General features: G+C 47.3%; 11 protein-coding genes and 1 tRNA gene. 6 read left to right on the top strand and 6 right to left on the bottom strand.

Translation table 11 applies throughout. The annotated features are described in order from the left end of the window. Positions 1–462 precede the first annotated feature (462 nt). Both H6F90_RS02535 and H6F90_RS02530 read left to right on the top strand, forming a co-directional pair. Entirely contained in the window at positions 463–1,329 is an 867-nt protein-coding gene (locus tag H6F90_RS02535; protein ID WP_190549942.1) for an MBL fold metallo-hydrolase, read from the top strand. 213 nt (positions 1,330–1,542) lie between these two features. Then, positions 1,543–3,042 carry a Rieske 2Fe-2S domain-containing protein gene (locus tag H6F90_RS02530; RefSeq protein ID WP_190549940.1) on the top strand — a complete coding sequence of 500 codons (1,500 nt, stop codon included), beginning with the start codon at positions 1,543–1,545 and terminating at the stop codon, positions 3,040–3,042. 23 nt (positions 3,043–3,065) lie between these two features. On the opposite strand, the gene H6F90_RS02525 is transcribed toward H6F90_RS02530, so the two are convergent. After that, positions 3,066–3,782, bottom strand: a complete 717-nt coding sequence (locus H6F90_RS02525; protein WP_190549938.1) for a hypothetical protein — start codon at positions 3,780–3,782, stop codon at positions 3,066–3,068. Between the two features lie 126 nt (positions 3,783–3,908). Between H6F90_RS02525 and H6F90_RS02520 the strand changes: the two genes are divergently transcribed. Next, the gene (locus H6F90_RS02520) at positions 3,909–6,008 is read left to right on the top strand and encodes a tetratricopeptide repeat protein (RefSeq protein WP_190549936.1); all 2,100 of its coding nucleotides are present in this window, start codon (positions 3,909–3,911) and stop codon (positions 6,006–6,008) included. 118 nt (positions 6,009–6,126) lie between these two features. Here H6F90_RS02520 and glgX read toward each other — a convergent pair whose 3' ends face one another. From glgX to H6F90_RS02505, 3 genes are all read right to left on the bottom strand, one after another. Then, entirely contained in the window at positions 6,127–8,256 is a 2,130-nt protein-coding gene (gene glgX / locus H6F90_RS02515; protein ID WP_190549934.1) for a glycogen debranching protein GlgX, read from the bottom strand. Between the two features lie 679 nt (positions 8,257–8,935). After that, positions 8,936–10,033, bottom strand: coding sequence for a response regulator (locus tag H6F90_RS02510; RefSeq protein WP_190549932.1), 1,098 nt, complete (start codon positions 10,031–10,033; stop codon positions 8,936–8,938). An 18-nt stretch (positions 10,034–10,051) separates the two neighbouring features. Beyond that, positions 10,052–11,683 (bottom strand): ATP-binding protein, encoded by a 1,632-nt coding sequence (locus H6F90_RS02505; protein WP_190549930.1) that lies wholly within the window; start codon positions 11,681–11,683, stop codon positions 10,052–10,054. A gap of 326 nt (positions 11,684–12,009) precedes the next feature. On the opposite strand from H6F90_RS02505, the gene H6F90_RS02500 reads away from it, so the two are divergent. The 3 genes from H6F90_RS02500 (at position 12,010) to H6F90_RS02490 (ending at position 13,779) form a co-directional block, all read left to right on the top strand. After that, entirely contained in the window at positions 12,010–12,906 is an 897-nt protein-coding gene (locus H6F90_RS02500) for a class I SAM-dependent methyltransferase (RefSeq protein ID WP_190549928.1), read from the top strand. Between the two features lie 7 nt (positions 12,907–12,913). Continuing rightward, complete coding sequence (locus H6F90_RS02495) at positions 12,914–13,639, top strand: HAD family phosphatase (protein WP_190549926.1); 726 nt, start codon at positions 12,914–12,916, stop codon at positions 13,637–13,639. A 67-nt stretch (positions 13,640–13,706) separates the two neighbouring features. Continuing rightward, positions 13,707–13,779: transfer RNA gene (locus tag H6F90_RS02490), tRNA-Ala, on the top strand. 101 nt (positions 13,780–13,880) lie between these two features. Here the strand turns inward: H6F90_RS02490 and H6F90_RS02485 are convergent. Together H6F90_RS02485 and H6F90_RS02480 are read right to left on the bottom strand one after the other, a co-directional pair. After that, on the bottom strand, positions 13,881–16,271 hold the full coding sequence (locus tag H6F90_RS02485) for a response regulator (protein ID WP_190549924.1): 2,391 nt from the start codon (positions 16,269–16,271) through the stop codon (positions 13,881–13,883). Between the two features lie 12 nt (positions 16,272–16,283). Further along, positions 16,284–22,328 (bottom strand): hybrid sensor histidine kinase/response regulator, encoded by a 6,045-nt coding sequence (locus tag H6F90_RS02480; protein ID WP_190549923.1) that lies wholly within the window; start codon positions 22,326–22,328, stop codon positions 16,284–16,286. Positions 22,329–22,467 lie beyond the last annotated feature (139 nt).

Genomic DNA, 22,467 nt, shown 5'->3' with positions numbered 1-22,467 from the left:
AGAAAGCTGGTTTCTGAATTCGCTAATCTATGTTTAATCTGCTTTAGCGTTGACTGAATCTCTCTTGAGGGCGAACTGATGGCTCAGCACATAGGCCAGAAATGTGTGTAGAGCGATACAGTTGCTTGCTAAAGCCCCCTCTACAAAAACCAAGACTACTTTGTGACTTTAGCTACAAACCAGCTTGATTGTTTTACAGCTCTTTAGATATATACCCAAGCTTTCTTTAGATAGACGTTAGCTTCAGCGATCGCTTCTAATCTGCTGAATAAGTAGAACCTCCTATTTCTTTTGTCTACCTAATTGCGATCGCTCTCTAACCTTAGGCTGGCTACCAAGCCAAGCTTTAGCACCAAGCTTTTTCGTCTCCGCTACCGCTAACTTCCGCGACTGTCGAATTAATCTTCTTGATGCTATTCCAGTAGGCCGACTGGAAGCGTTGGGTTATCTCTCAGGTGATGTATGACTGACTCAAGTACCTTAGTTTTGCCAGCCGAAAACCACACCCCTGATATTGCGACTGGTTCCATTTTCTTTGTTGGTACTGCGACTGTCATTCTTCGGTATGCTGGGTTCACCATCCTGACCGACCCTAACTTCTTGCACCAGGGAGATCACGTTCACTTAGGATACGGATTGCGTTCCGAACGAGTCACCAATCCTGCGATCGAGATTGAGGAGTTGCCGCCGCTGGATCTGGTCGTACTCTCCCACATGCACGAAGATCACTTCGATCACATTGCTGAGCAAAAGCTGAACAAAACTGTCCCTATTGTCACGACCAAACATGCAACTGAGAAGTTGCAGAAGAAGGGCTTCCAAGCAACCTATGCTTTAGACACTTGGGAAACCATAACCATTCAGAAAGGAGGGGTGCAGCTCCGCATCAGTGCCATGCCAGGAAGACATGGACCTGGAGCTTTAGCCGCTTTACTGCCTCCGGTGATGGGTAGCTTATTAGAATTTCAAAATAGTACTGGACAGGCTCTTTTTCGCCTCTATATCACGGGCGATACATTGATCTATGAGGAAATCAAGGAAATTCCCCAGCGACACTCTCAGATTGATTTGGCATTGCTGCATTTAGGTGGTACTAGAGCGTTTGGCGTGTTAGTCACAATGGACGGTAAGCAAGGTGTAGAAATGGTGCGATTAATCGCCCCTAAAACCGCCATCCCCATCCACTACAACGATTACACCGTCTTTAAGTCTCCCTTAGAAGAATTTAAACAGGCGATCGCCGCCGCAGGACTCGACACCCAAATCGAATACCTCAGCCACGGCGACACTTACCAATTTCAAGTCCCTGCCAACCGTTTACAAAGTTGAACCCTGAAGTCCTGGCAAACCTCTCCCCAAACCCCTCTCCGAGGCGGAGAGGAGCTTTGAATTCTCCCTTTCCCTTGAGGGAAGGGGCTGGGGGTTAGGTTTCTTCCATCTGCCAAATAGTTGTTCCCAGTAACGCTCAAAACTTCTTAACATAGGAGTTAAGTGCTAGGGAACCCTGCGGAAAGGAAAGAAATGGAGATAACCCCAAGAGTGATGTCTGATGCGTCTTTAACTCAAGCGCAGGCGATCGCAGACACAGAGCTGGAAACCACTGTAGGTAGGGCAACTGTGGCCACTCTCCAGAGCGGAGTACTAGAACAAGATAGCGAAACGCATGAATTGCCTGCGGGTGGCCCTGACCCATCTCGGTTTGATGCCAAAGAAGCTTGGTATCCGGTGTTTTATGCAGAAGACTTAGATAAGACCAAGCCGGCTAGATTTACGTTGCTGGGAATCGATTTAGTCATTTGGTGGGAGCAGGCGACAGAGGCTTGGCGAGTTTTAGAAGATAAATGTCCTCACCGCTTAGCGCCGCTTTCCGAAGGCAGAATTGCTGAGGATGGTTTGCTAGAGTGCCCCTATCACGGTTGGGCTTTCTCTGGAGCGGGCCACTGCGATCGCATTCCGCAACAGGCGATCGGAGGTACCGCAGAAACTTCGGAACGGGCTTGTGTGACGGCATTCCCCGCTACAATCCGTCAGGGGTTGTTGTTTGTTTATCCTGGCAACCTAAACAATGCCACCAAAACCGCAGTGCCGATCGTAACTCCAATAGAAGAATCAGACGGCTGGGTTTGCCTCAATACCTTTAGAGATTTGCCCTACGACGCGCTGACCTTGTTGGAAAATGTCTTAGATGCCAGCCACGTACCTTATACTCACCATCGCTCCGTGGGCAACCGCGCTAACGCTGCTCCGGTGGATTTGGAGCTTGTGGAGTCTGGCAAGCAAGGCTTTCAGGGGTTGTGGGAGGAAGGACCACGCAAGGGAACACTCGGTCGCCAAGACACCACCTTTATTGCCCCAGGGTTGATGTGGCACGACCTGACTTCCAAGCAGTTCGGCAGAACGCTGACCGTGGTTTACGCCACTCCAATCCGCAAAGGAGAATGTCGGCTGTTTGCGATATTCCCTTTCAAGTTCTCTGCTAAACTGCCCGGTTTCTTTATTCGCCTGACACCCCGTTGGTATTCTCACTTGGGACAGAACAACGTGCTAGAAGATGACCAAATCTTTTTGCATCACCAAGAGCGCTATCTGGAGCAGGCAGGCGGGAGCGTCAACTTTGCCAAAGCATTTTATTTGCCCACAAGAGCCGATCGCTTTGTCTCAGCGCTGCGGCAATGGGTGAACCGATACAGTGCTGATCCGTTTTCAGGCGCGACGTTGCCCCCCGCACTGCCCAAAGAGCAATTGCTCGATCGCTACTATTCACACACCATCAAGTGCGCTAGTTGCAGTGCGGCCCTGACCCGACTACAACGAATTAGGTTAGCTTGTCTCATCTTGGCAGCGATCGCCTGGACCGTCGCCCCATTGCTGGCCGTTTCGCTAGGAAATGAGGCGGGGTTTGGTGTGGTAGCAGCAGCGATCGCCAGCTTGGTGAGTGGAGCAGCTTGGCTGGGATTAGGTAGGCTAGAGCAGCAGTTTTACCGAGGGCGAGAAACTCCGCTTCGCAATTTACCAGAGAAGAAGCGGTCTCAAAAAAAATGATTTGAGTTGCAAAAAGTAGCTCATTACTTACGTTTAGAGGCTTTTGGCTCTAAGGATAACCCCAACCAAGGCGCGAGTTCCTGCACTTCTGCGTTGGTAAAGTTGCCGCTAATCATGGCTTGCCCACCTGTAATCCCCTTGGAGGCATAGACCGCATCAACGAGGGGCGCACTGATCAATCGGTCATTCAAGAAAATGCCCAAGGTGCGTCCCGTTCCCGCGATCGCTTTTGTCAATGTAGAAAGGGTTTCGCTACCTGAATCGTCAAATTCAACGCTAATGTCTAAAGCGGTGAAAGATTGCCACGGCGAAGGCGGGGTGAAAGTGGACGCAGTGTCAGCAGATTTAATATGGCTGCTAGTGAGGCGGGTCGGTTCGTACAAAGCTGCGATCGCTTGGTAGGTTTTTTCTATGGCAGCCCGATTTTCGTATAAAGCGATAGATTTTTCAGTTTGGCTGATTTGTGTTTTCTGGAGTAGCAGGCGAGCGAGCGTTTGTTGCTGGACTTGCAGTTGTACTTCTGTACCTGGCTTTTGCAAGCGAAACTCAATCCGAGGTATAGAGCTTTGAGTCAGTGAAGTCGGGGATACGGGTGAGCATTCATATAGCGGTTCAGCCACTGCGATCGCTGCGCCACAACTCAACAAGAGGGCTACCGTGGGAGCCAGCCAACTCAGAAGTTCCTTATTCATCACATCTTCTCCATGAGGGCGAATTGAGCCATTTTCCACCAAATCCACTGATGTCCCTCATTAAGTATCTTCAGGGGAAATTCAGCAATTTTCTGAAAATTTAACTTGTCAGTCTCCAAAATTGCCGAGGTTACGGATGTAGCTATTCTGACACCGTGACGAAATTTGAGATTCATGAACAGACTGCCCAAGCTCAGCGGATTGCTGTTGTCTTTGTTGCTAACCGCTACGCCTCATGTGGCGATCGCGGCTCCTTCGCTGGAGCAACTGTTTAAGCAAGGAGAAGCAGCCCAGGAAGCCAAGCAGTACTCTGAAGCAGAACGGATTTGGCGGCAAGTGATTCAGCAGCAACCCAGTGATGCTGATGCTCACCTGAATTTGGGTGATGCACTTTATGACCAAAAACAGTTTAACCAGGCAGTTGCCGCTTATCGTCAAGCAATTCAGCTCAACCCTCAGCTGATAAATGCTTACACTGGCTTGGGAACAGTCTTACGTGATCAGGGCAGATTGGCGGAGGCGATCGCAACTCACCGCCAAGTCTTGAAGATCGATCCACAAAACGCCACAGCTTACAACAACCTGGGAGTGGCCTTAGCCGACCAAAACCAGACAGAAGAGGCGATCGCCGCCTTCCACCAGTCGCTCAAGCTGAATCCTAAAGATGCCATTGTGCATACAAATTTAGCGGATACTCTTGAAGCTGACAAACAAATAGATGCGGCAATCGCCAGTTATCGCCAAGCGATTCAACTTAACCCCAAGAATGGGACAGCTTACAACAACTTAGCCAATTTGTTCTACAGGCAAAAGCAGCTAAATGAGGCGATGGCAGCTTTCCGTAAAAGTGTAGAAGTAGAGCCCCAGGAAGCAACTGGTCATTACGGTATTGGTATCATCCTTCATGACCAAGGCAAATTAGAGGAAGCTATTGTCAACTACCGCAAAGCGATCGCCCTTGATCCATTACTGATCAGACCTTATGAAGAACTCGGCAATGCTTTGCAAGACAGCGAGAAAAGTCCTAGCAATGCCGCAGATTATTATGGCTTAGGTCTGCTGCTGTCTCGGGAAGGAAAAACTACGCAAGCAATCGCAGCTTATCGTCGCGCCATTGCCCTCAATCCCAAACTAGCGCTTGCCTATAAGTCATTAGGCGATGCACTTTTGCAAAACGGGCCTACTGCACTTAAATCTACAGAAGAAGCAGTCGTGGCTTATCGCCAAGCTGTAACCCTAGCACCTAACTATCGTCCTTTCTATACTGACCTGAGCGCCATCGCCAATCAATTTCAAGATTTTGGCAATGATCAAGCTGCGATCGCTGTTTACCAACTGTTGCTGCAAATGGTTCCCGACGACCCAGCCACCTATGTCGGTTTGGGGCGCACCTATCGGCAGCAGGGAAAGCTAGAGATCGCAATCAAGCAGTACCGCCGTGCTATTGAGCTGAATCAGAACTACGCAGAAGCTCACTTGGAGCTAGCCAACCTTCTGAGCATGGATTTGCAGCGCTGGTCAGAGGCAGAAGCTGCTTATCGCCAAGCCATCACGCTAGAAGCTGATTCTGATTACTTTGATGTTGCTATTAACGGCTTTGAAGAGAGCTTAAGACGCCAAAACAAATTAGAAACTGCGATCGCTTTCTATCGAGAACTACTAAAGCGCTATCCGGAGAGTATGCCCCTGCATCGCTACTTAGGTGATGTTTTAGTTGAGCAGAAGCAATTCGCCGCAGCCACGCCACTTTACCGCCGTTTGATCGAGTTACAGCGAACGACTCAAGCATCTCCTGATCAAATTGCTTCCAGTTACGAAAAGCTAGATAGAATACTCGTTCTACAGGATCAAGTCGATGCAGCTTTTGCTCTTTATCAGGAGGCCATTCAACTTGATCCGAGCAACTTTCAAGTACTTCATCATTTCGCGGAACTACAAAAATCCCAGAATCGTCGGAGCGAAGCAGTTGCCACTTATCGCCAGATGATTGCGCTTGCACCCACAGAAATTTTACCGCGTCTGTGGTTAGGGGAAATCCTACGTTTAGAGCAGCAGTTTACAGAAGCGATCGCAGTGTATGAAGAAGCCCTGAAGGTCGCTAAAGACTCTTACTCCAAAGCGATCGCCCATGATGGCTTGGGGCTGATCTTCGAGCAGCAAGGTAACTTAACCGCAGCTATTCGGCAGTTCCAGCAAGCCTTGCAGATCTTCCCTGGATCGAGTGAGATTCAAAGACATTTGCAAGCCGCTGAGCAACGTCTAAAACAGAAGTAGCCTCAAGCAGCGATCGCAATTCTTGATCAAACCACAAAAAAGCGATCGCTAGTAATCTACATAGGCGATCGCTTCGTTGGTTGTTTTGGAGGTTACTTTCCAGTTCAGCGACTAAGGGCTATCCCAAGAGGCGGAGAACGACACTGGAGCGCGCATTGACGGGGATCATCTGCTCTCCATTAAAGATAATTTCCTCTTGAATGAAGCGTGGTTCCTTGGTGTCAATGGTCAACTGCCACTGTTTTTGCCTAAAGGCCTCAGGCAAGGCAAACTCAATCATTTCGTAGTGAGCATTGAAGAACAGGATGAAACTGTCATCACTGATTCGTTGTCCTTGCGGGCCTGGACTGGGAATCTGGCGACCATCTAAGAATACTCCGATCGCCTTAGCGTAACCAATCTCCCATTGCTCATCACTTGTCTCAGTACCATCCGGGTTGAACCAGACGATATCACTTACGCCAGTTCCGTGAATGGCCTGTCCTTGGAACCACTTGCGTCGCCGGAAGACTGGATGCTGTCGTCGGAAATAGATTAACTCGCGAGCAAAGTCCAAAAGATTTTCGTTCTTTTCTTGCAAGTCCCAGTTGATCCAAGAAATTTCGCTGTCTTGGCAATAGGCATTGTTGTTTCCTTGCTGGGTTCGGCCTAACTCATCTCCTGCCAACATCATCGGAATGCCTTGGGAGAGCATCAGCGTCAACAAGAAATTCCGCCGTTGTTGCTCTCGTAACTGCAATACTTCAGGATCATCTGTTTCTCCCTCCGCGCCACAGTTCCAAGAACGGTTATGGCTCTCCCCGTCTTGGCTGTTCTCGCCGTTGGCTTCATTGTGCTTTTCGTTGTAGCTCACCAAATCGTTGAGCGAAAAACCGTCATGAGCAGTGATAAAGTTGATGCTGGCATTGGGACGGCGGCCATTGAACTGAAAATAGAGATCAGGGCTGCCAGTTAAGCGGTAGGCGAATTCCCCTAAAATACTGTCTTCTCCGCGCCAGAAATCCCGCACCGTATCACGATATTTTCCATTCCACTCAGACCAAAGGACGGGGAAGTTCCCCACTTGATAGCCACCATCCCCAATATCCCAAGGCTCTGCAATCAGCTTCACATCAGCTAAGACTGGATCTTGGTGAATAATATCGAAGAAGGCAGCTAGGCTATTCACTTCATACAGTTCTCTCGCCAAAGCAGATGCTAGATCAAAGCGGAAACCGTCCACATGCATCTCCAACACCCAGTAGCGCAAGCTATCCATGATCAGCTTCAGCACTTGGGGTTGACCTACATGCAGGGAGTTACCGCAACCTGTGAAGTCCATGTAGTAGCGCTTATCATCATCTACTAAGCGGTAGTAGACGCTGTTATCAATGCCACGCAAGGATAGGGTTGGACCAAGATGATTTCCTTCTCCGGTGTGGTTGTAAACCACATCCAAAATTACCTCAATCCCAGCGCGGTGCAGCGCTTTCACCATCTCCTTAAACTCATTTAGTTGCTGGCCTGTACTGCCACCAGCGCTGTAGCCAGAGTGGGGAGCGAAGTAGTTGACTGAGTCGTAGCCCCAGTAGTTCTTGAGACCCTTATCTGCTAAGTGACCGGGATACGACAGAAAATGATGCACAGGCATCAACTCAACTGCACTAATGCCCAATCGCTGCAAATGCTCGATCGCGGCTGGGTGAGCCATGCCAGCATAGGTACCACGCAACTCTTCTGGGATATCGGGATGCAGTTTCGTAAAACCCTTGACATGTGTTTCATAAATAATGGTTTCATGCCAGGGAGTCCGGAGCAGGCGATCGCCTTCCCAGTCAAAAGATTCATCAACAACGACTGATTTGGGGATTAAATGGGCGCTGTCTAACTCAGAGAAAGAGAGATCAGCTTCTGGAGACTCCCAAGAGTAGCCAAATAATTCGGGTCCGTTACCGATGTCACCATCGATCGCTTTAGCATAAGGGTCGAGCAACAGTTTGTTGGGGTTAAAGCGGTGCCCTTCATGAGGAGAATAAGGGCCATGAACTCGGAAGCCATAACGCTGACCAGGACCAATGCCAGGGATATACCCATGCCAAACGAAGTTGCTTACTTCTGTCAGGTGTATTCGAGTTTCCTTGTCATCGCGATCGAATAAGCACAACTCCACTCCTGTGGCGTTTTCTGAGAACAAGGCAAAGTTGGTACCTTTTCCATCCCAATAAGAACCGAGGGGATAAACTTTTCCCGGCCAAAGCGCTAGATACATAAACTGAAAATTTTAGTGGGGGTAAAAATTAGTGGAGGCAAAAATAGCTAAATTGCATCTAATGATTTTAGATACAACTAAGCAAGACTGTTGTGTTTGCTAAAACAAATTGAAGCCCGTCTTTAACTTAATAACTCAATTTTGAAGTCGATTTCAATGCCAATTCAATGCCAGTTCTTACAACCAAACTTCCCGAAAGTTAATTTGGCTTTTGCTACATCCACTCTGCTCCTCTTCGCCTTCAAACAAGGTCAACAGTTTTTGAAGTTATTGAAGAAAGTAACTGAGTAAGCTGCCCGATGGCATCTACCCCAAGGACAGTCTCGGTGCGTGGCTTGATGTAGTGCAGACGACTAGCTTCTGCCTCTAAGTTTAGAGCGCGATAAGCAGGCTTCTAGATAAGGGCATTCCTCACACCGAAGTTTTTGCCCTGGGTGATCACAATGGCAGGGGAGGTTTGAGCAGCTTATTTCGGAGCGCTGATGAAGTAAGTGGGTGGCCGTGGTTTGCAATAGTAGAATAATATCTTGGGTAATCATAAAACGCTTAATATTTCAGTAAAAAAGGTTACTAGTTTTAGTTCTTTTACTGTAGTCAAGTAGGGGATTAAATATCGTCTAGCTAAGGAAGGACCCCGACTTTGGCTGTTATCTATCGAAAAGTTGCCTAGACACTGGCCCTAGTCTTGTGCCAAAGGTAGAACGACTCGCACAGTCGTTTGCTTACCGGGAATACTCTCGATCCCCAGTTCTCCACCCTGCAATTCTGCTAGGCGTTTGGCAATGGCTAGCCCTAGCCCTGAACCTTGTTGCTCATACAGTTTGCGCTCAAACTGTACGTAAGCACCAACATTCTCAATTTGTTCTGGAGTCATCCCTCGACCCTGATCAATTACATAGAGAATAAATGTATGCTCATTGCATCTACTAAGAATTCGTATGGGAGTCCCTGAGGGCGAGAACTTACAAGCATTGTCAACCAGTTCATCTACTATTTTTTTCAGTTTGGCTTGTGGAACCTGAACCACTGCGTCCTTCAGCTCTAACTGTAAATCAGTGGCTCGATTCATCTCTTGGGCCTTTTGCGTCACCCAATCGCTAACTAGCATACTGACAGAATGAGTGATGCCTTTACGGAGAGCCTTGATTCGTTCTGGACTTTTAACTAATAGCTCCAACTGAGCATATAAAAGAAAGTTTTGCACCAACCGATGCAGAGTTTGCGTGGAGTTGTGAATGTCTTCTGCCACCTCCACAATTTCAGCTTGCTCCATCAAGCTGCACTCGTTCATTAACACACTCGACAAGCCTGCGATCGCATTCAAAGGAGTAATTAATTCATGAGGTAGAGCTAGAGTAATCGTGCTACGTACATCCTCAAGTTTTTGCTGCACTCTCTCATCTACCACTGCTTGCTTTTCCAGGCGAGTAGAGATCGTCTTGAGAAGTTGCGATCGTGTGAACGGCTTGGTCAGATAATCATCGGCCCCCAGTTCCATCCCTTGGCGAAAATCATCTTTACTAGCTTTAGCCGTCAAAAACACAAATGGGATCGCTGCTGTTTCAGGGTGCTTTCGCAATGCCGCCAAAACACCCAATCCATCCAGTTCAGGCATCATCACATCACAAATGATCAGATCCGGGGCTTTTTCTTGGGCCAATTGCACTCCGACTAAACCATTTTCTGCTCCAAGTGCATCAAATTCTTCTGCATCCAAGATGTCCAGAATGACATCTCGCACATCTCGCTCATCTTCAATTACTAAAATCTTTTTCATAGTTTGTTATCCTTTTTATTACTCTTTAGTAAGTGGTAGCAGCACTGTAAATGTGGTACCTAGCCCAACCGTACTATTAACCGAAACAGTGCCCCTGTGCGTTTCTACAGCTTGCTTGACGATGGATAGCCCTAAGCCAGTTCCTGGAATATTGCCTACGTTTGTGGCTCGGTGAAAAGATTCAAACAAACATTTTTGGTCTTGCTGGGGAATTCCTATTCCTGAGTCTTGAACTTGGAAAGCAGCCATTCTATCTTGGCAAGAAAGCTGAAAATTGACTTGACCTCCTGTGGGAGAATATTTAACTGCGTTTGATAGCAAGTTGAGCAAGATGTGCCGCACTAACTTCTCATCCATACAGGCTGAATGACACAAACCATCACTGACGAAGTTGATCAAGTGATTAGGACTACTGAGCTGAACTTCCTCCACCAATTCATAGCAAAATTTTTCTAAATCTAGAGGCGTTGGCTGATACTCCAGCTTGCCTGCGGTAGATTTGCCAATCAGTAAAACATCATTTAAAAGCCCACTGAGATGGTGCACCGTTGATTGAATGCGGTGGAGATAAGTCAGCTTTTTTTCATCAGACCATTTATGGCTGTAGTGTTCTAAGCCTTCAGCAGAGGCCAAGATGGTAGTGAGTGGGGTCCGAAATTCGTGCGAGGCTGTGTTAATAAAGCGGGATTTAAGTTCACTTAGTTCTTTTTCTTTCGTCAGGGCTTTACGAATTTGTTGTTCTGCTTGCTTGCGTTCGGTAATGTCGCGAGTCACACCCCGGTAACCTTCCAATTGGCTTTGCTGACCAAAGATTGGGGAAGCACTACTCTCGCAAACCACAAGCCGACCATTTTTGTGGACTAGAGTGGTTTCTAGCTGAGTAAAGGGCGTTTGTTGAGCTGTGAAATAACTGATTAAGGTTGTGTAGCGCTTGGCTTCGTCCTCAAGCATAAACTGGTCCAGGGTTTTGCCAATCACCTCATTGGGTTCGTAACCTAAAATGGCAGAAACTTTGGGACTAACGTAAGAAAAAACAGCCTTAATATCCGCTTCCCAAACCCAATCATTGATTTGCTCAACCAAATTTCGGAGTTGCTCTCGACTTTGCCATAGAGCCGCTTCTGCCTCTTGCCGTTTGCGTGTAATTCGAGCTAAAGCCCCCAAATTGCGCCGTAATTCCAGTTGCCTCATGACTTGATTGCCCAACGATTGCAGTGCTGTCAACTGCTCTGGGCTGAGTTGCCTAGGTACGCGATCGAGGGTGCAGAGAGTGCCTAAGGCATGTCCCTTGGCAGTGAGCAAAGGAGAGCCAGCATAAAATCGGATATGAGGATCAGCGACTACCAGCGGATTGGTGGCGAAGCGTTCGTCAGCGAGGGTATCAGGCACCACAAACATGTCGTATTGCAAAACAGCATGGCTACAAAAGGCAACGTCTCGTGGGACTTCTGTAGCATCTAAACCAACCTTCGCTTTGAACCATTGACGGTTACTGTCAGACAGGCTGATCAAGGCGATAGGAGTTTGACAAATGTAGGCAGCCAAGCGACAGAGTTCATCAAAGGATTCCTCAGCCTCAGTATCTAGGATGGCGTACTGAAGCAGACTTTCAAACCTTTCTGCTTCGTTGGCAGGTAAGAGGGCAGGCATGGCTAGTTCTTGGGAATTTTAGGAGCTTGCACATTTGTTAGAGAGTGCCCAATTGCTGTCTAGTAGTGCTGTTTGGGGGCGCACTCTAACTGCACCGTCAAGACCGTAGCAAAAATAGGCTTTTTTCAGGATCGCTCCCTAGAGGCATCCTTAGCAGTTCTGGGCTATGGCTGAGTTAGGTTTATTGCTCACTTGGTAAGAAGTTGAGATGTGAGCGGTGGCATGACGCGAGTTAATTCATTAAACTTCATAAAAGTAGAATGTTACTAAGGCGGTCCTACCTTTTGGTTGTGGCGGCTGGCAAGAACCCTATTAGGTAGCTTCCTATGGCAGTTCGGAAGGATACAATTTTTGAGCGATTTTTGTCGCCTGTTCTACAGTTGTTTATTGATCGTGACGGCTTAGAGCAGTTTTATCGCAGCATCGATTGGGAAACAGAAAGCGATCGCTTCCGCAACCCCACCCTGGTTTATCCTGCTTACTACAGCACTCAAAATTTTCATGGGGTTGAAAAAGGCTACTTAAATCCTCGGGCGGCGGTCTCTTATGACCCGATCACTCAGTATGTCTTGCTGCCCAACGAAACCTTAATTCGGCAAGCGGCGATCGCCACTGTGCAAGGCAAACCCAGACGCATATTAGATTTAGGTTGTGGGACAGGCTCAACGACTTTATTGCTCAAACAAGCATTTCCAGAAGCTGAAGTCATTGGCTTGGATTTTTCGCCCTACATGCTAGTCATGGCCGACTATAAAGCGCAGCAGGCTGGGCTAAATATCAAGTTTATTCATGCCAACGCTGAGCAAACAGGCTTGCTAGATGGCTCTTTTGATTTAGTCACCGCTTCTCTGCTGTTTCATGAAACTCCGCCGACCATTTCACGAGCCATTTTGCAGGAAGCGGCTCGGCTCCTCAAACCTGGCGCAGAAGTTCTGATTCTGGATGGCAGCCAAAACACCTTGCGGCAAACTGAATGGTTGACTCAAATCTTTGAAGAACCCTATATGCAAGCTTATGCCACTGGAAGTGTGGATGCCTGGATGGGGGCGGCGGGGTTTGGTGCGGTACAAACTCAAGAGCTGTGGTGGATACACCAAATCACTTGGGGAATTAAGCCGCTTCCGGGGCACGATCCTGAATCTGCTAGACCCCATCCCAACTCTGTTAGGATTGATGACTCTGCTGTCCCTGACGCAGGGTTTCCAGCTCCCGCATTTGAGTAAGCTAAGTATGGTTTTAAAGGCGGTTCTATTTGATTTTAATGGTGTCATCATCAACGATGAGGCAGTTCACGAGCAGCTGATTGAGCAACTGCTGATTGAGGAAAATCTACGGCTCGGCCCTGGAGAGTTTAGTCGTGTCTGCTTAGGACGCAGCGATCGCGCTTGTTTAAGTGAGCTGTTAAACAGTCGAGGCCGAGTCGTCACAGAACCGTATTTAATGGACTTAATGGTTCGCAAAGCTCGTGCCTACCAACGCCACCTAGAAACCCTAGAAAAACTGCCGCTTTATCCAGGCTTAGCCGACTTGATGTTTAACCTGCGAGCAGCGCAACTCAAACTTGCGGTTGTCAGTGGAGCCTTACAGGCTGAAATCGAGTTGGTTTTGCAGAAGAGCCAACTGGCTCCATACTTCAGCGCGATCGTGGCAGGTGATGAGATTACGGCAAGCAAACCCGAACCCGACGGTTATCTTTTAGCCGTGGATCGGCTCAATCAACAATATCCGGAGCTGGATCTGCAACCCTCTGAATGTCTCGCGATCGAGGATACTCCCGCAGGAATTCAGGCGGCGAAGCGAGCGGGAATGTCTGTTGTAGGAGTCGCTAATACTTATCCGTTTCATATGATGCAACGGCAAGCCAACTGGGCTGTAGACTACCTATCTGACTTAGAGCTGGACCGAGTGCAAGAATTGTATGCTCAACCAAACTTGAGTCAAGCCGCATCTCTCTAACCCCGATTTCATCAGCAATCTCTCTAGAGCTTGTTTAAGTTTCTTGTTATAATATCCGAGCGCTATTGGGGAATTAGCTCAGTTGGTAGAGTGCTGCGATCGCACCGCAGAGGTCAGGGGTTCGAATCCCCTATTCTCCATTTGTCTTTTAAAGAATTAATGTCCAATTTCACGAGTTTTGGGGATTTCAGCCTCTAGCAGGCAATTGACCCCCTCAAAATTCCTGTTTAAAGAATTAATGTTAGTCGATAAAATTATATTGCATTTGTTTCTCGGTGGGCTGTCTGAGGACAGCCTGTAGCGTTTGTAGCAGCTCTTGAATGGTGTAGGGCTTGGCAAGAAAGTTCTGGATGCCGTTTGCCCCCTGCAATTTGTCGTTAGAGACAAAACCACTGACGGCGATCGCTTTAATCTGCGGATTAATTTTTTGCAGCGTTTGAATGGTGGTGGGGCCATCCATCGATGGCATCATCATATCGACTAGGGCGACAGCAATCTGGTGTTTGTGGCGAGCGCAGAGTGAAATCGCTTCAATGCCATCGTGGGCTGTTAGCACATGATAGTTATAAGCTTCCAGCGCCATTTTGGTTGTTTCTAAAATCTTTGTTTCATCATCGACCACCAGAATCCATTCAGCGTTGCCATTGGCTGGATTAGCAGGCTCTACTTGAATGGGAACAGATGCTTCTACTGCTGGCAAGAATACTTTGAACTCAGTTCCTTGACCCACCTTGCTAGACACATCTATGAATCCCCTATGACTTTTAACAATGCCCCTCACCGTAGAAAGCCCTAATCCTGTGCCTTTGCCCAGCTCTTTAGTAGTAAAAAAAGGTTCAAAAATTCTATCTACAGTGTCCGGTGACATGCCAGTTCCGGTGTCTCTCACAATCAGTCCAATGTAGGAGCCCACCGAGGCATCCAGATGCAGGCGGGCATAGGGTTCGTCTACAAACAGGTTTTTGGCAGAAATAGTGAGTGTACCGCCGTGAGGCATGGCATCACGAGCGTTGACGACCAGGTTCATGAGCACTTGGTGCAGGTGCGTGGCATCACCAGACACCAGCCCAAGCCCTGGTTCCACGTCGATGAGCAGCTCAATGGATTTAGGAAATGTCTTTTCAGCAATCTGCTTCACTTCATGGATCAAATGTTTCACTTGCACGATCGCCTGTTTACCCTCGACCCCACGCGCAAATTGCAGCACTTGCTTCACCAGAGCCGCTCCCCGTCTGGTATTCGTTTCAATAATTTCAAATAAATGCTGACTCTGCTGATCGGCATGGGGAAACTTGAACTGTAACAATTGGGCTGTGCTGAGAACGGGGGTCAGAATGTTGTTGAGATCATGAGCAATGCCACCCGCCAGGGTTCCCAAACTTTCCAGCCGTTGGGTTCGCAGAAACTGACTTTCGAGCTGTTTCTTTTCCGTGATGTTGGTATTGACGGTCAAGATCGATTGCGGTTCTCCTTGGGCATCATGCATTAAGGTCCAGCGGCTCGCCACAATGATTTCTTGACCTTGGCGATCGACTTGGTACAATTCACCTTGCCAGGTGCCAGATGCTCTTAAACTGCTTTGAGCACTTTCGAGTTGATCGAGCGAGTCTGGGGGATACAATAGCTGATTCGCGTCTTGGGCGATCGCCTCTTCCGCACTCCAACCGTAGACCTGCTCTGCGCCCTTGTTCCAATACTGAATTTTGTTATCTAAATCTCGGACGAGAATGGCATCCGTGGTGATGTTGAGCAGAGCCGCCTGTTCCCGGATTTTATCTGCTGCTTGCTTATGTTGTGTCAGGTCTAACACAAAAGTCACGATCGCCTCTTGAGATTCATCTAGCAAAGCGCCACCGACCATGACTGGAATCCGGTAGCCATCTTTATGGAAGTACTCCTTCTCAAAGGCGTTAAACGCTCCCGAACTGGCGAGTTCTGCCACTGCGACTTGACTGAAATGGTTATATTCTGGAGGGGTGAGCACTTGCCAATTGATATTATCCGCTTCTAAGTCAGCGCGATCGTACCCTACCATTTGCAAAAAGGCAGCATTTGCGTCTGTAATACTGCCGTCTAGCTTGCTAAAAATTACGCCAATCACATTGGATTCGATCAGATATCTAAATCGAGCTTCACTGCGCTGTAAGGCTCTAAATGCTTGCTCATGTTCTACCTCCAGGTGTTGGCGTTGTTGAATCTCCTTCTCTAGTCGCTCATTTTGTGCTGTTAAGCGCTTGGTGAGGTTTTGCAGCCGCACATGAGTATTGACTCGGGCCAAAACTTCTTCATGATGCAGCGGTTTCGTGATGTAATCAACTGCGCCCAGATTTAAGCCTTTAACTTTATCTACGTTATCGCTAACTGCCGTGAGAAAAATGACTGGGATCTCTTGGGTAGCGGGGTTTGCCTTCAAGCGGCGGCAGGTTTCAAAGCCATCGATTCCAGGCATGAGAACGTCGAGCAAAATCAGATCAGGAGGCGCGTACTCTGCCAGAGCGATCGCTCTCTCTCCGTCTTCTGCGATCACTACTTTGAAACCCGCCGCCTCTAGTAAGTCGAGCAGCACATCTAAATTTGTGGGCATATCGTCCACAATTAGAATGACATCTTCTTCAGTTATGCCTGTATTCATGAATACCTCTTATTAAAATTGGTTTAAAAATTCCAAAATCTGCCGCCCCTTAAATTCTTTAGCTAACTGTTTCAAGTGGGTGGTAAACGGCCTCAACTGTGGGTCTGACTCTTCTAATTGGGTCGCTCGTCGGGCAATGGCTCGTAAATCTCCTCGCATGACTAAATCTAGGAAAATAGCCAGTTCTTCAGCGGGCGGAGTGGGGAAGTCAGCCGCAGCTAAGGAGGACATTATGAAGTTATTTTCTGGCTGATCCTGTTTCCAGGGTGCCCCAGTTTCGTTGGCATTTTCGTAAATCCATTCTAGTTTCAAGTGTTCTTGTAATTTCTGGAGTAACGCGTCTTCTCGAATAGGTTTCGGTAGAAAATCGTTGCAGCCAACCTTGAGGCTCTGTTGCTGATCGAATTCAAAAACGCTAGCCGAAACTGCAATCACGATCGTGCCTTGCAGGACTGGCATTGACCTCAGGCGTCGGGTTGCCTCAAAACCATCCAAATTTGGCATCACCAAGTCAATCAAGATAGCATCGGGCTGAAACGATTGCGCCTTATTCAGTCCATCTTCACCATCCACCGCCTCTAACATCTCAAATCCAAGCGGTTCCAAGAGATTGACGAGGATAGCGCGGTTTGTGGGTTTGTCGTCTACCACTAAAATTTTCCGTTTGTCGCCTTTGATCCCAGCGATCGCTCCCTTTGAGGTAGTCGTAGCCTCTATTGGTGCCTGAGTTTCTGGTAGCTCTAGATCAAACCAGAAGGTGCTGCCTACCCCCAACGTACTCTGGACCTGAAGCTTGCCGCCCATCATCTCTACCAGTTGACCGCTGATCGCCAGTCCTAATCCGGTTCCTTCGGTTTTGCGGCTGTTTTCACCGACCTGTTGAAACGGCTGAAAAATCTCCTCTAGTTCATCTGAGGCAATGCCAATGCCAGAGTCTACAATTTGAAAGCGAATTTTCTGCTCGTGATAACCCACCTTAAAAGCGATCGCTCCAGTTTCGGTGAATTTAACCGCGTTGCCCAGCAGATTCAGCAAGACTTGACGCAAGCGCTTGTCATCGGCTCGAATCACTTTAGGGAGCGGAGATAAAGTTTGGTAGCTTAACGTAATCCCTTTTTGCTCAGCTTTAATTCTGCAAATCTCAGCAATGCTATGTAAAAACTCATCAAAATGAAACTCCCTCGGATACAGTTCCATCTTGCGAGCTTCAATTTTAGATAGATCTAAAACATCGTTGATCAGGTTGAGGAGGTGCTCTCCACATTGATGAATGATGGCAATGCGATTCTGTTGCTGTTGGGATAATTCTCGGTCTTTTTGAAAAATCTGGGTATATCCCAAAATGCCATTCAGCGGGGTCCGCAGTTCATGGCTCATGTTGGCCAAAAACTCACTTTTAGCCTGGTTGGCAGACTGAGCAATTTCCTCTGCCCTTTGGCGATCGCGCGCCTCTTGGCGTAGCTGTACCGTCCGTTCTTCAACTTTTGCTTCTAACGTTCTGCTGTAATTCTCTAACTGTTCATGGGATTGCTTTAAGTCAGCGTTTGCAAGGGCTAAATCTTGATAAAGACGAGCATTTTCAATGGCGATCGCGGCCTGTGAGGATAAAAGCTGTAAAACCTTAACTCGTTCGGCTGTAAAAGCACCTGTGGTTAAATTGTTTTCTAGGTAAAGAATGCCAATTAGCTTGCCTTGGTGCACGATGGGCGCACCCAAAACAGATTTTGGCTGGTTATCTATAATGTAGCGATCGCTGGTGAAGATTCCCTCACGAGTTGCATCGTTTAGAACTACATTCTCCTGAGTTTGTCGGACATAATTGATGATGGATAACGGGATTTGCTGGCTGGTTTCTACTGCGATCGATTGCTGAACAATAACCTCATTTTGCTTTGCCTGCCCAGTCGCTTCAATAAAGAGTTGTGCATCTTTCTCTAAAATGAGTATCCCTGTTTCTGCACCCGCATTTTCCAGCAAAATTTGCATCAACGTTGTTAGTAGTTTACTAAAAACGATCTCACCCGAAAGCGCTTGTGCAGCTTTCATGACCGTGGCCAAATCCAGGTTGTGATCCGTTCCAGGATGATTGGTTGTCCTTTGAGGGCTGGTTGTGTGTGTGCCACTTTTAGCGGCAGCTTTAGTAAAAAATTGAGGATATTTTTCTTCTAAATGCTCCACCTTAGCTTGAGCACCCCAGATTTGATAGGCGTAGTGCGCTTTTTGAAAGTAGAGTTGGGCGATCGCGTCTCTACCCCAGGCTAAATAGAACTTAGCAGCCAGTTCATCAGCCAGAGCTTCTTCATTGATGTACTCATTTTCTTTGGCCGCAGTAATGGCTTTGTCATATAGTTCCATTGCTTCTGTTTTTTCGCCTAAAACGCGATGCCGTTCTGCCTCTACTAAATAGTATTTGTGTAAATGATTCATGGGGGCATGATGCGCCCAGCTTTGCAGTTTTTCTTGATTGGTTTGGATGCGTTCAAGAATATCTTGTTGCTCAATCTGTGAAACTTCAGAATAGATAGCTAGTCGTACTAAGGAATCATAGAAGTAGAAGACTACAACCGTGAGCTGGCCTGTAGATGCCCCGAAAGAACTTTCTATATGAGGGATATGCTCCAGGGCTTCTCGGTAATTTTCAAATCCATAACAAAGCACAAGTTTGTGCAAGTATAAGTAGTGAATTGCCAGTTGATTGTTGGTTTGCTGATGCAATGGCAGCATTTTGACTTCGTCGTAAGCTTCCCCCTCTAACTGGCATAAATTTTGGCTGTTTCCCATCAGATTTAAGACGGCTTGCCAACAGATCTTTGTATTGTTCAGCGCCGTTTCCTGGCTGATGCTATGGAGCGCATCTGTGTAGGTGACTATTTCTCGTTCGAGCTGTATGAGTGGCTGACCCGCAAGAAACGAGTAATGACTCCACACCATCACGGCGTAGCCAGCATATTCTAAATCTCCAGTGTCCAGCCCACTAGAGAAGGTTGACAGAAATGGTTCTAACGTAGTCCGGACATGGTCTTTCCAGTGTTGAACGCCAGCATAGACCAAATGGCAAGTCTTGGCTGCGATTTCTTTGGCATTCAACTTCGGCACGAGCCGTAACGCTAATTGACCAAACTCATAGCCCCGCTCAATCTCTCCTACCGCTCCACAAAGCAGCAGACTGTAGACAGCATAGGCAAAGGGAGATACAGCAGCGTTGCCGTATTGCACAGATAAATTGACCTGTTTGCATACGGTCAGAGGCACCAGTGAGGGCATGCCAGAATAGCAAGCAGAAAAGATACTGGACAAAATCCTGATCGCAGCGAGTTGATGAAGATCGCTCATTGCAGGGAGATCAATTAATGCCTCAGTTGGCGTTCCGCTCAAAATTGCGGCAGTTTCTCCTAAAGCCTGCCCAATATCCGCTGGATTTGGCACGTCAGGAAACTCGATCCCCAGCTGCTTTAAGACCCGCAATCCTGCATTCAGTGCTGCTAGTAGCTGTTGCTGCCCCATATCAGCTTGAATCTGGACTTCGTACACTTTGACGCTGTCCAACAACGTTTTGGCGCAGTTTTGCACGATCGCAGCCAATCTCTGCATTTCTTCAAAGTTACCGCTCAGAAATGCGGCCTCTGCTGCTTCAGTATGTAGGGATAATGTCAGATCGTATTGATGGTTCCAGCTATCTTCTGCTAACAACTTCAGCCCAAATTGCAAATACGCGATCGCCGCTGCATAGGCCGTTGCTGCTTTAGCTTTCTGGCCAGCAATTAAATTAAGTTTGGTAATCTCAATTTGTTCCGCCTCATCTGTAACTAGCTCAATGCCTAAATTGAGGTGATCGACAATTTCAAATATCTTTTCTGATAATGTTTCTGGGGATATGTTTCGCCAAAGTAAACGACCAATTTGCCAGTGAGTCGCTTGCTTAGAACTATCCTCAATTAGGGCATAGGCCGCCTGCTGCACCCGATCATGGAGAAACCTAGATTCTAGGCTGGTTAGATATGTATCTGTGAGATCTGGGGGAAGGGTTAACTCAGAGGCGGGTAATACTAATCCTTCTGCGATCGCCGATTCTAGATCCTGATAGGTATCAACTGGTGATCGCTTATAGATAATTGCTAGTGTTTGCAAGTCAAAGCAGTTGCCCACACATGCCGCTAACTGCAACACCTCTTGAGTCGATTCAGGTAGTTTTCGCAGTTTCTGAATCATCAATTCGACTACGTTATCGGTAATGTCAAGCGACTCGATTTGGGTAATATCCCACTGCCAACAAGGTTTGCTGACCTTTGGTGAAGCATTGAAGATCAACAAACCTTCCTGATACAGCGTTTTGAGAAATTGATTAACAAAGAAGGGATTGCCCGATGTTTTACGAATCACTAATTCAGCCAATGGTAGGACAGACGTGATATCACTATGCAATGTATCCGCAATCAGATGGCTAATATCTGCGAGAGCCAAGGGAGCCAGAGTAATTTCATGAATGACAACGGCTTTAGCGCGTAGTGCCTCTAGAGCGATCGTCAAGGGATGGCTCAAACTCACTTCGTTATCTCGATAAGCTCCAATTAAAAACAAATAGCCTATTTCTGCATCAGTCAAGATTACATCTAGCAGCTTCAGCGTGGCGGCATCAGCCCATTGCAAATCATCGAGAAATAGAATTAAAGGATGCTCTGGTGAACAGAACACCCGGATAAAGTTTTGGAAAACTAGATTAAATCGGTTTTGGGCTTCCGTAGGCGCTAACTCTGGAGCAGGAGATTGCTTGCCAATAATCCGCTCCACATCCGGAACCACATCAATCATGACTGAGGCATTGTTACCCAAAGCGGCTAGAAGTTTAGTCTTCCATTGTGCTAGTTGGGTTTCGCTTCCCGTCAGAAGTTGTTTTACCAGTGACTGAAAGGCGCTGATGAGGGCAGAGTAAGGGACATTGCGCTGGAACTGGTCAAATTTGCCAGAGATGAAATATCCTCTCGCGCTAACGATCGGTTTGTGAACTTCATTGACTAACGAGGATTTACCAATGCCAGAGTAGCCCGTCACTAGCAAAGCTGCCGTTTTGCCAGCATTGACGTGATTGTCCTGCGGACACGCTACGCGAGCGAACGTACTCATCAATAAACTAACTTCGCGATCGCGCCCATACAGCTTCTCTGGAATCGAAAACTGGCTAAATAAATCGAACTCTCCCACCTGAAAAGGAGAAATTGTGCCAGTTTGCAGCATCTCCAAACACAGCTCCAAGTCAGCTTTCAGTCCCAACGCACTTTGATAACGCTCCTCTGCCGTCTTAGCCAGCAACTTCATGACAATGTTAGACAGTGCTTCTGGAATTTCCGAATTGACCAGATGAGGTGGAACGGGCGTTTTGGCAATGTGACAGTGAATGATTTCTAGCGCGTCGGTTCCTAGAAACGGCAACTGCCCAGTCAGCATCTCGTAAAAAGTAACGCCTAGAGAGTAAAAGTCAGTGCGGTAGTCGATCGAGCGGTTCATTCTCCCAGTTTGTTCGGGAGACATATAGGAAAGCGTTCCTTCCAAACCATTAATGCTGCTAATCGCTGAATTTTCTCTGGATAGACGGGTAGCAATCCCAAAATCAATTAGCCTGACTTCACCCGTTGCTGAGTTCACCAGAATGTTGTAAGGCTTAATATCTTTGTGAACAATATTTTGTTGATGCAACTGCGCCAAAATTGCAGCTAAATGAATCGCAGTTTGTAGAAAATTGTTTAACTCAAAAGGTCGAGTGGCGATCGCTTTTGCTAATGATTCTCCGTCAAAATCAGACAGAATTAGAGCTAGCCCATTGCCGTAATTTTCTAATGCTAAAGGCTTAACAATTTCTTCAATTTCCAAGTCTTGCAGAATTTGATATTCATGCTTCAACTGATTAAGCTGATTCACCGTTGGATATTCAGCTTTCAGTGTTTTGATAATGACTGTTGATCCCAGCTCACTTAGAGATGCCCTTCTAGCTCGATAAACGCAGGTTGTAGCCCCTTCATAGAGAACTTCGAGCAAGTTGTAGCCAGCGATCGTAGAACTCATTTTCTTTTTTGTGGTAATACGGGTAGGTGCTCAGTGCTCGACTGTTATCTAGGCTAATTCTTGAAAGAGTTACTGAATGAGCGATTGGACACGACAAAGTTAGCAGCCTTATGATCACGTCTATCTCTAGAATAGATGA

This window comes from Trichocoleus sp. FACHB-591 (assembly GCF_014695845.1).
GTDB lineage: Bacteria > Cyanobacteriota > Cyanobacteriia > FACHB-46 > FACHB-46 > Trichocoleus.
The sequence above is the reverse complement of the archived record's forward strand: the minus strand, read 5'-3'. Positions and strand labels throughout refer to the sequence as shown.

Coding starts and splice junctions, on each gene's coding strand:
- H6F90_RS02535 (WP_190549942.1), top strand. CDS start 463: ATGACTGACTCAAGTACCTTAGTTTTGCCAGCCGAAAACCACACCCCT.
- H6F90_RS02530 (WP_190549940.1), top strand. CDS start 1,543: ATGTCTGATGCGTCTTTAACTCAAGCGCAGGCGATCGCAGACACAGAG.
- H6F90_RS02520 (WP_190549936.1), top strand. CDS start 3,909: ATGAACAGACTGCCCAAGCTCAGCGGATTGCTGTTGTCTTTGTTGCTA.
- glgX (WP_190549934.1), bottom strand. CDS start 8,256: ATGTATCTAGCGCTTTGGCCGGGAAAAGTTTATCCCCTCGGTTCTTAT.
- H6F90_RS02510 (WP_190549932.1), bottom strand. CDS start 10,033: ATGAAAAAGATTTTAGTAATTGAAGATGAGCGAGATGTGCGAGATGTC.
- H6F90_RS02505 (WP_190549930.1), bottom strand. CDS start 11,683: ATGCCTGCCCTCTTACCTGCCAACGAAGCAGAAAGGTTTGAAAGTCTG.
- H6F90_RS02500 (WP_190549928.1), top strand. CDS start 12,010: ATGGCAGTTCGGAAGGATACAATTTTTGAGCGATTTTTGTCGCCTGTT.
- H6F90_RS02495 (WP_190549926.1), top strand. CDS start 12,914: ATGGTTTTAAAGGCGGTTCTATTTGATTTTAATGGTGTCATCATCAAC.
- H6F90_RS02485 (WP_190549924.1), bottom strand. CDS start 16,271: ATGAATACAGGCATAACTGAAGAAGATGTCATTCTAATTGTGGACGAT.
- H6F90_RS02480 (WP_190549923.1), bottom strand. CDS start 22,328: ATGAGTTCTACGATCGCTGGCTACAACTTGCTCGAAGTTCTCTATGAA.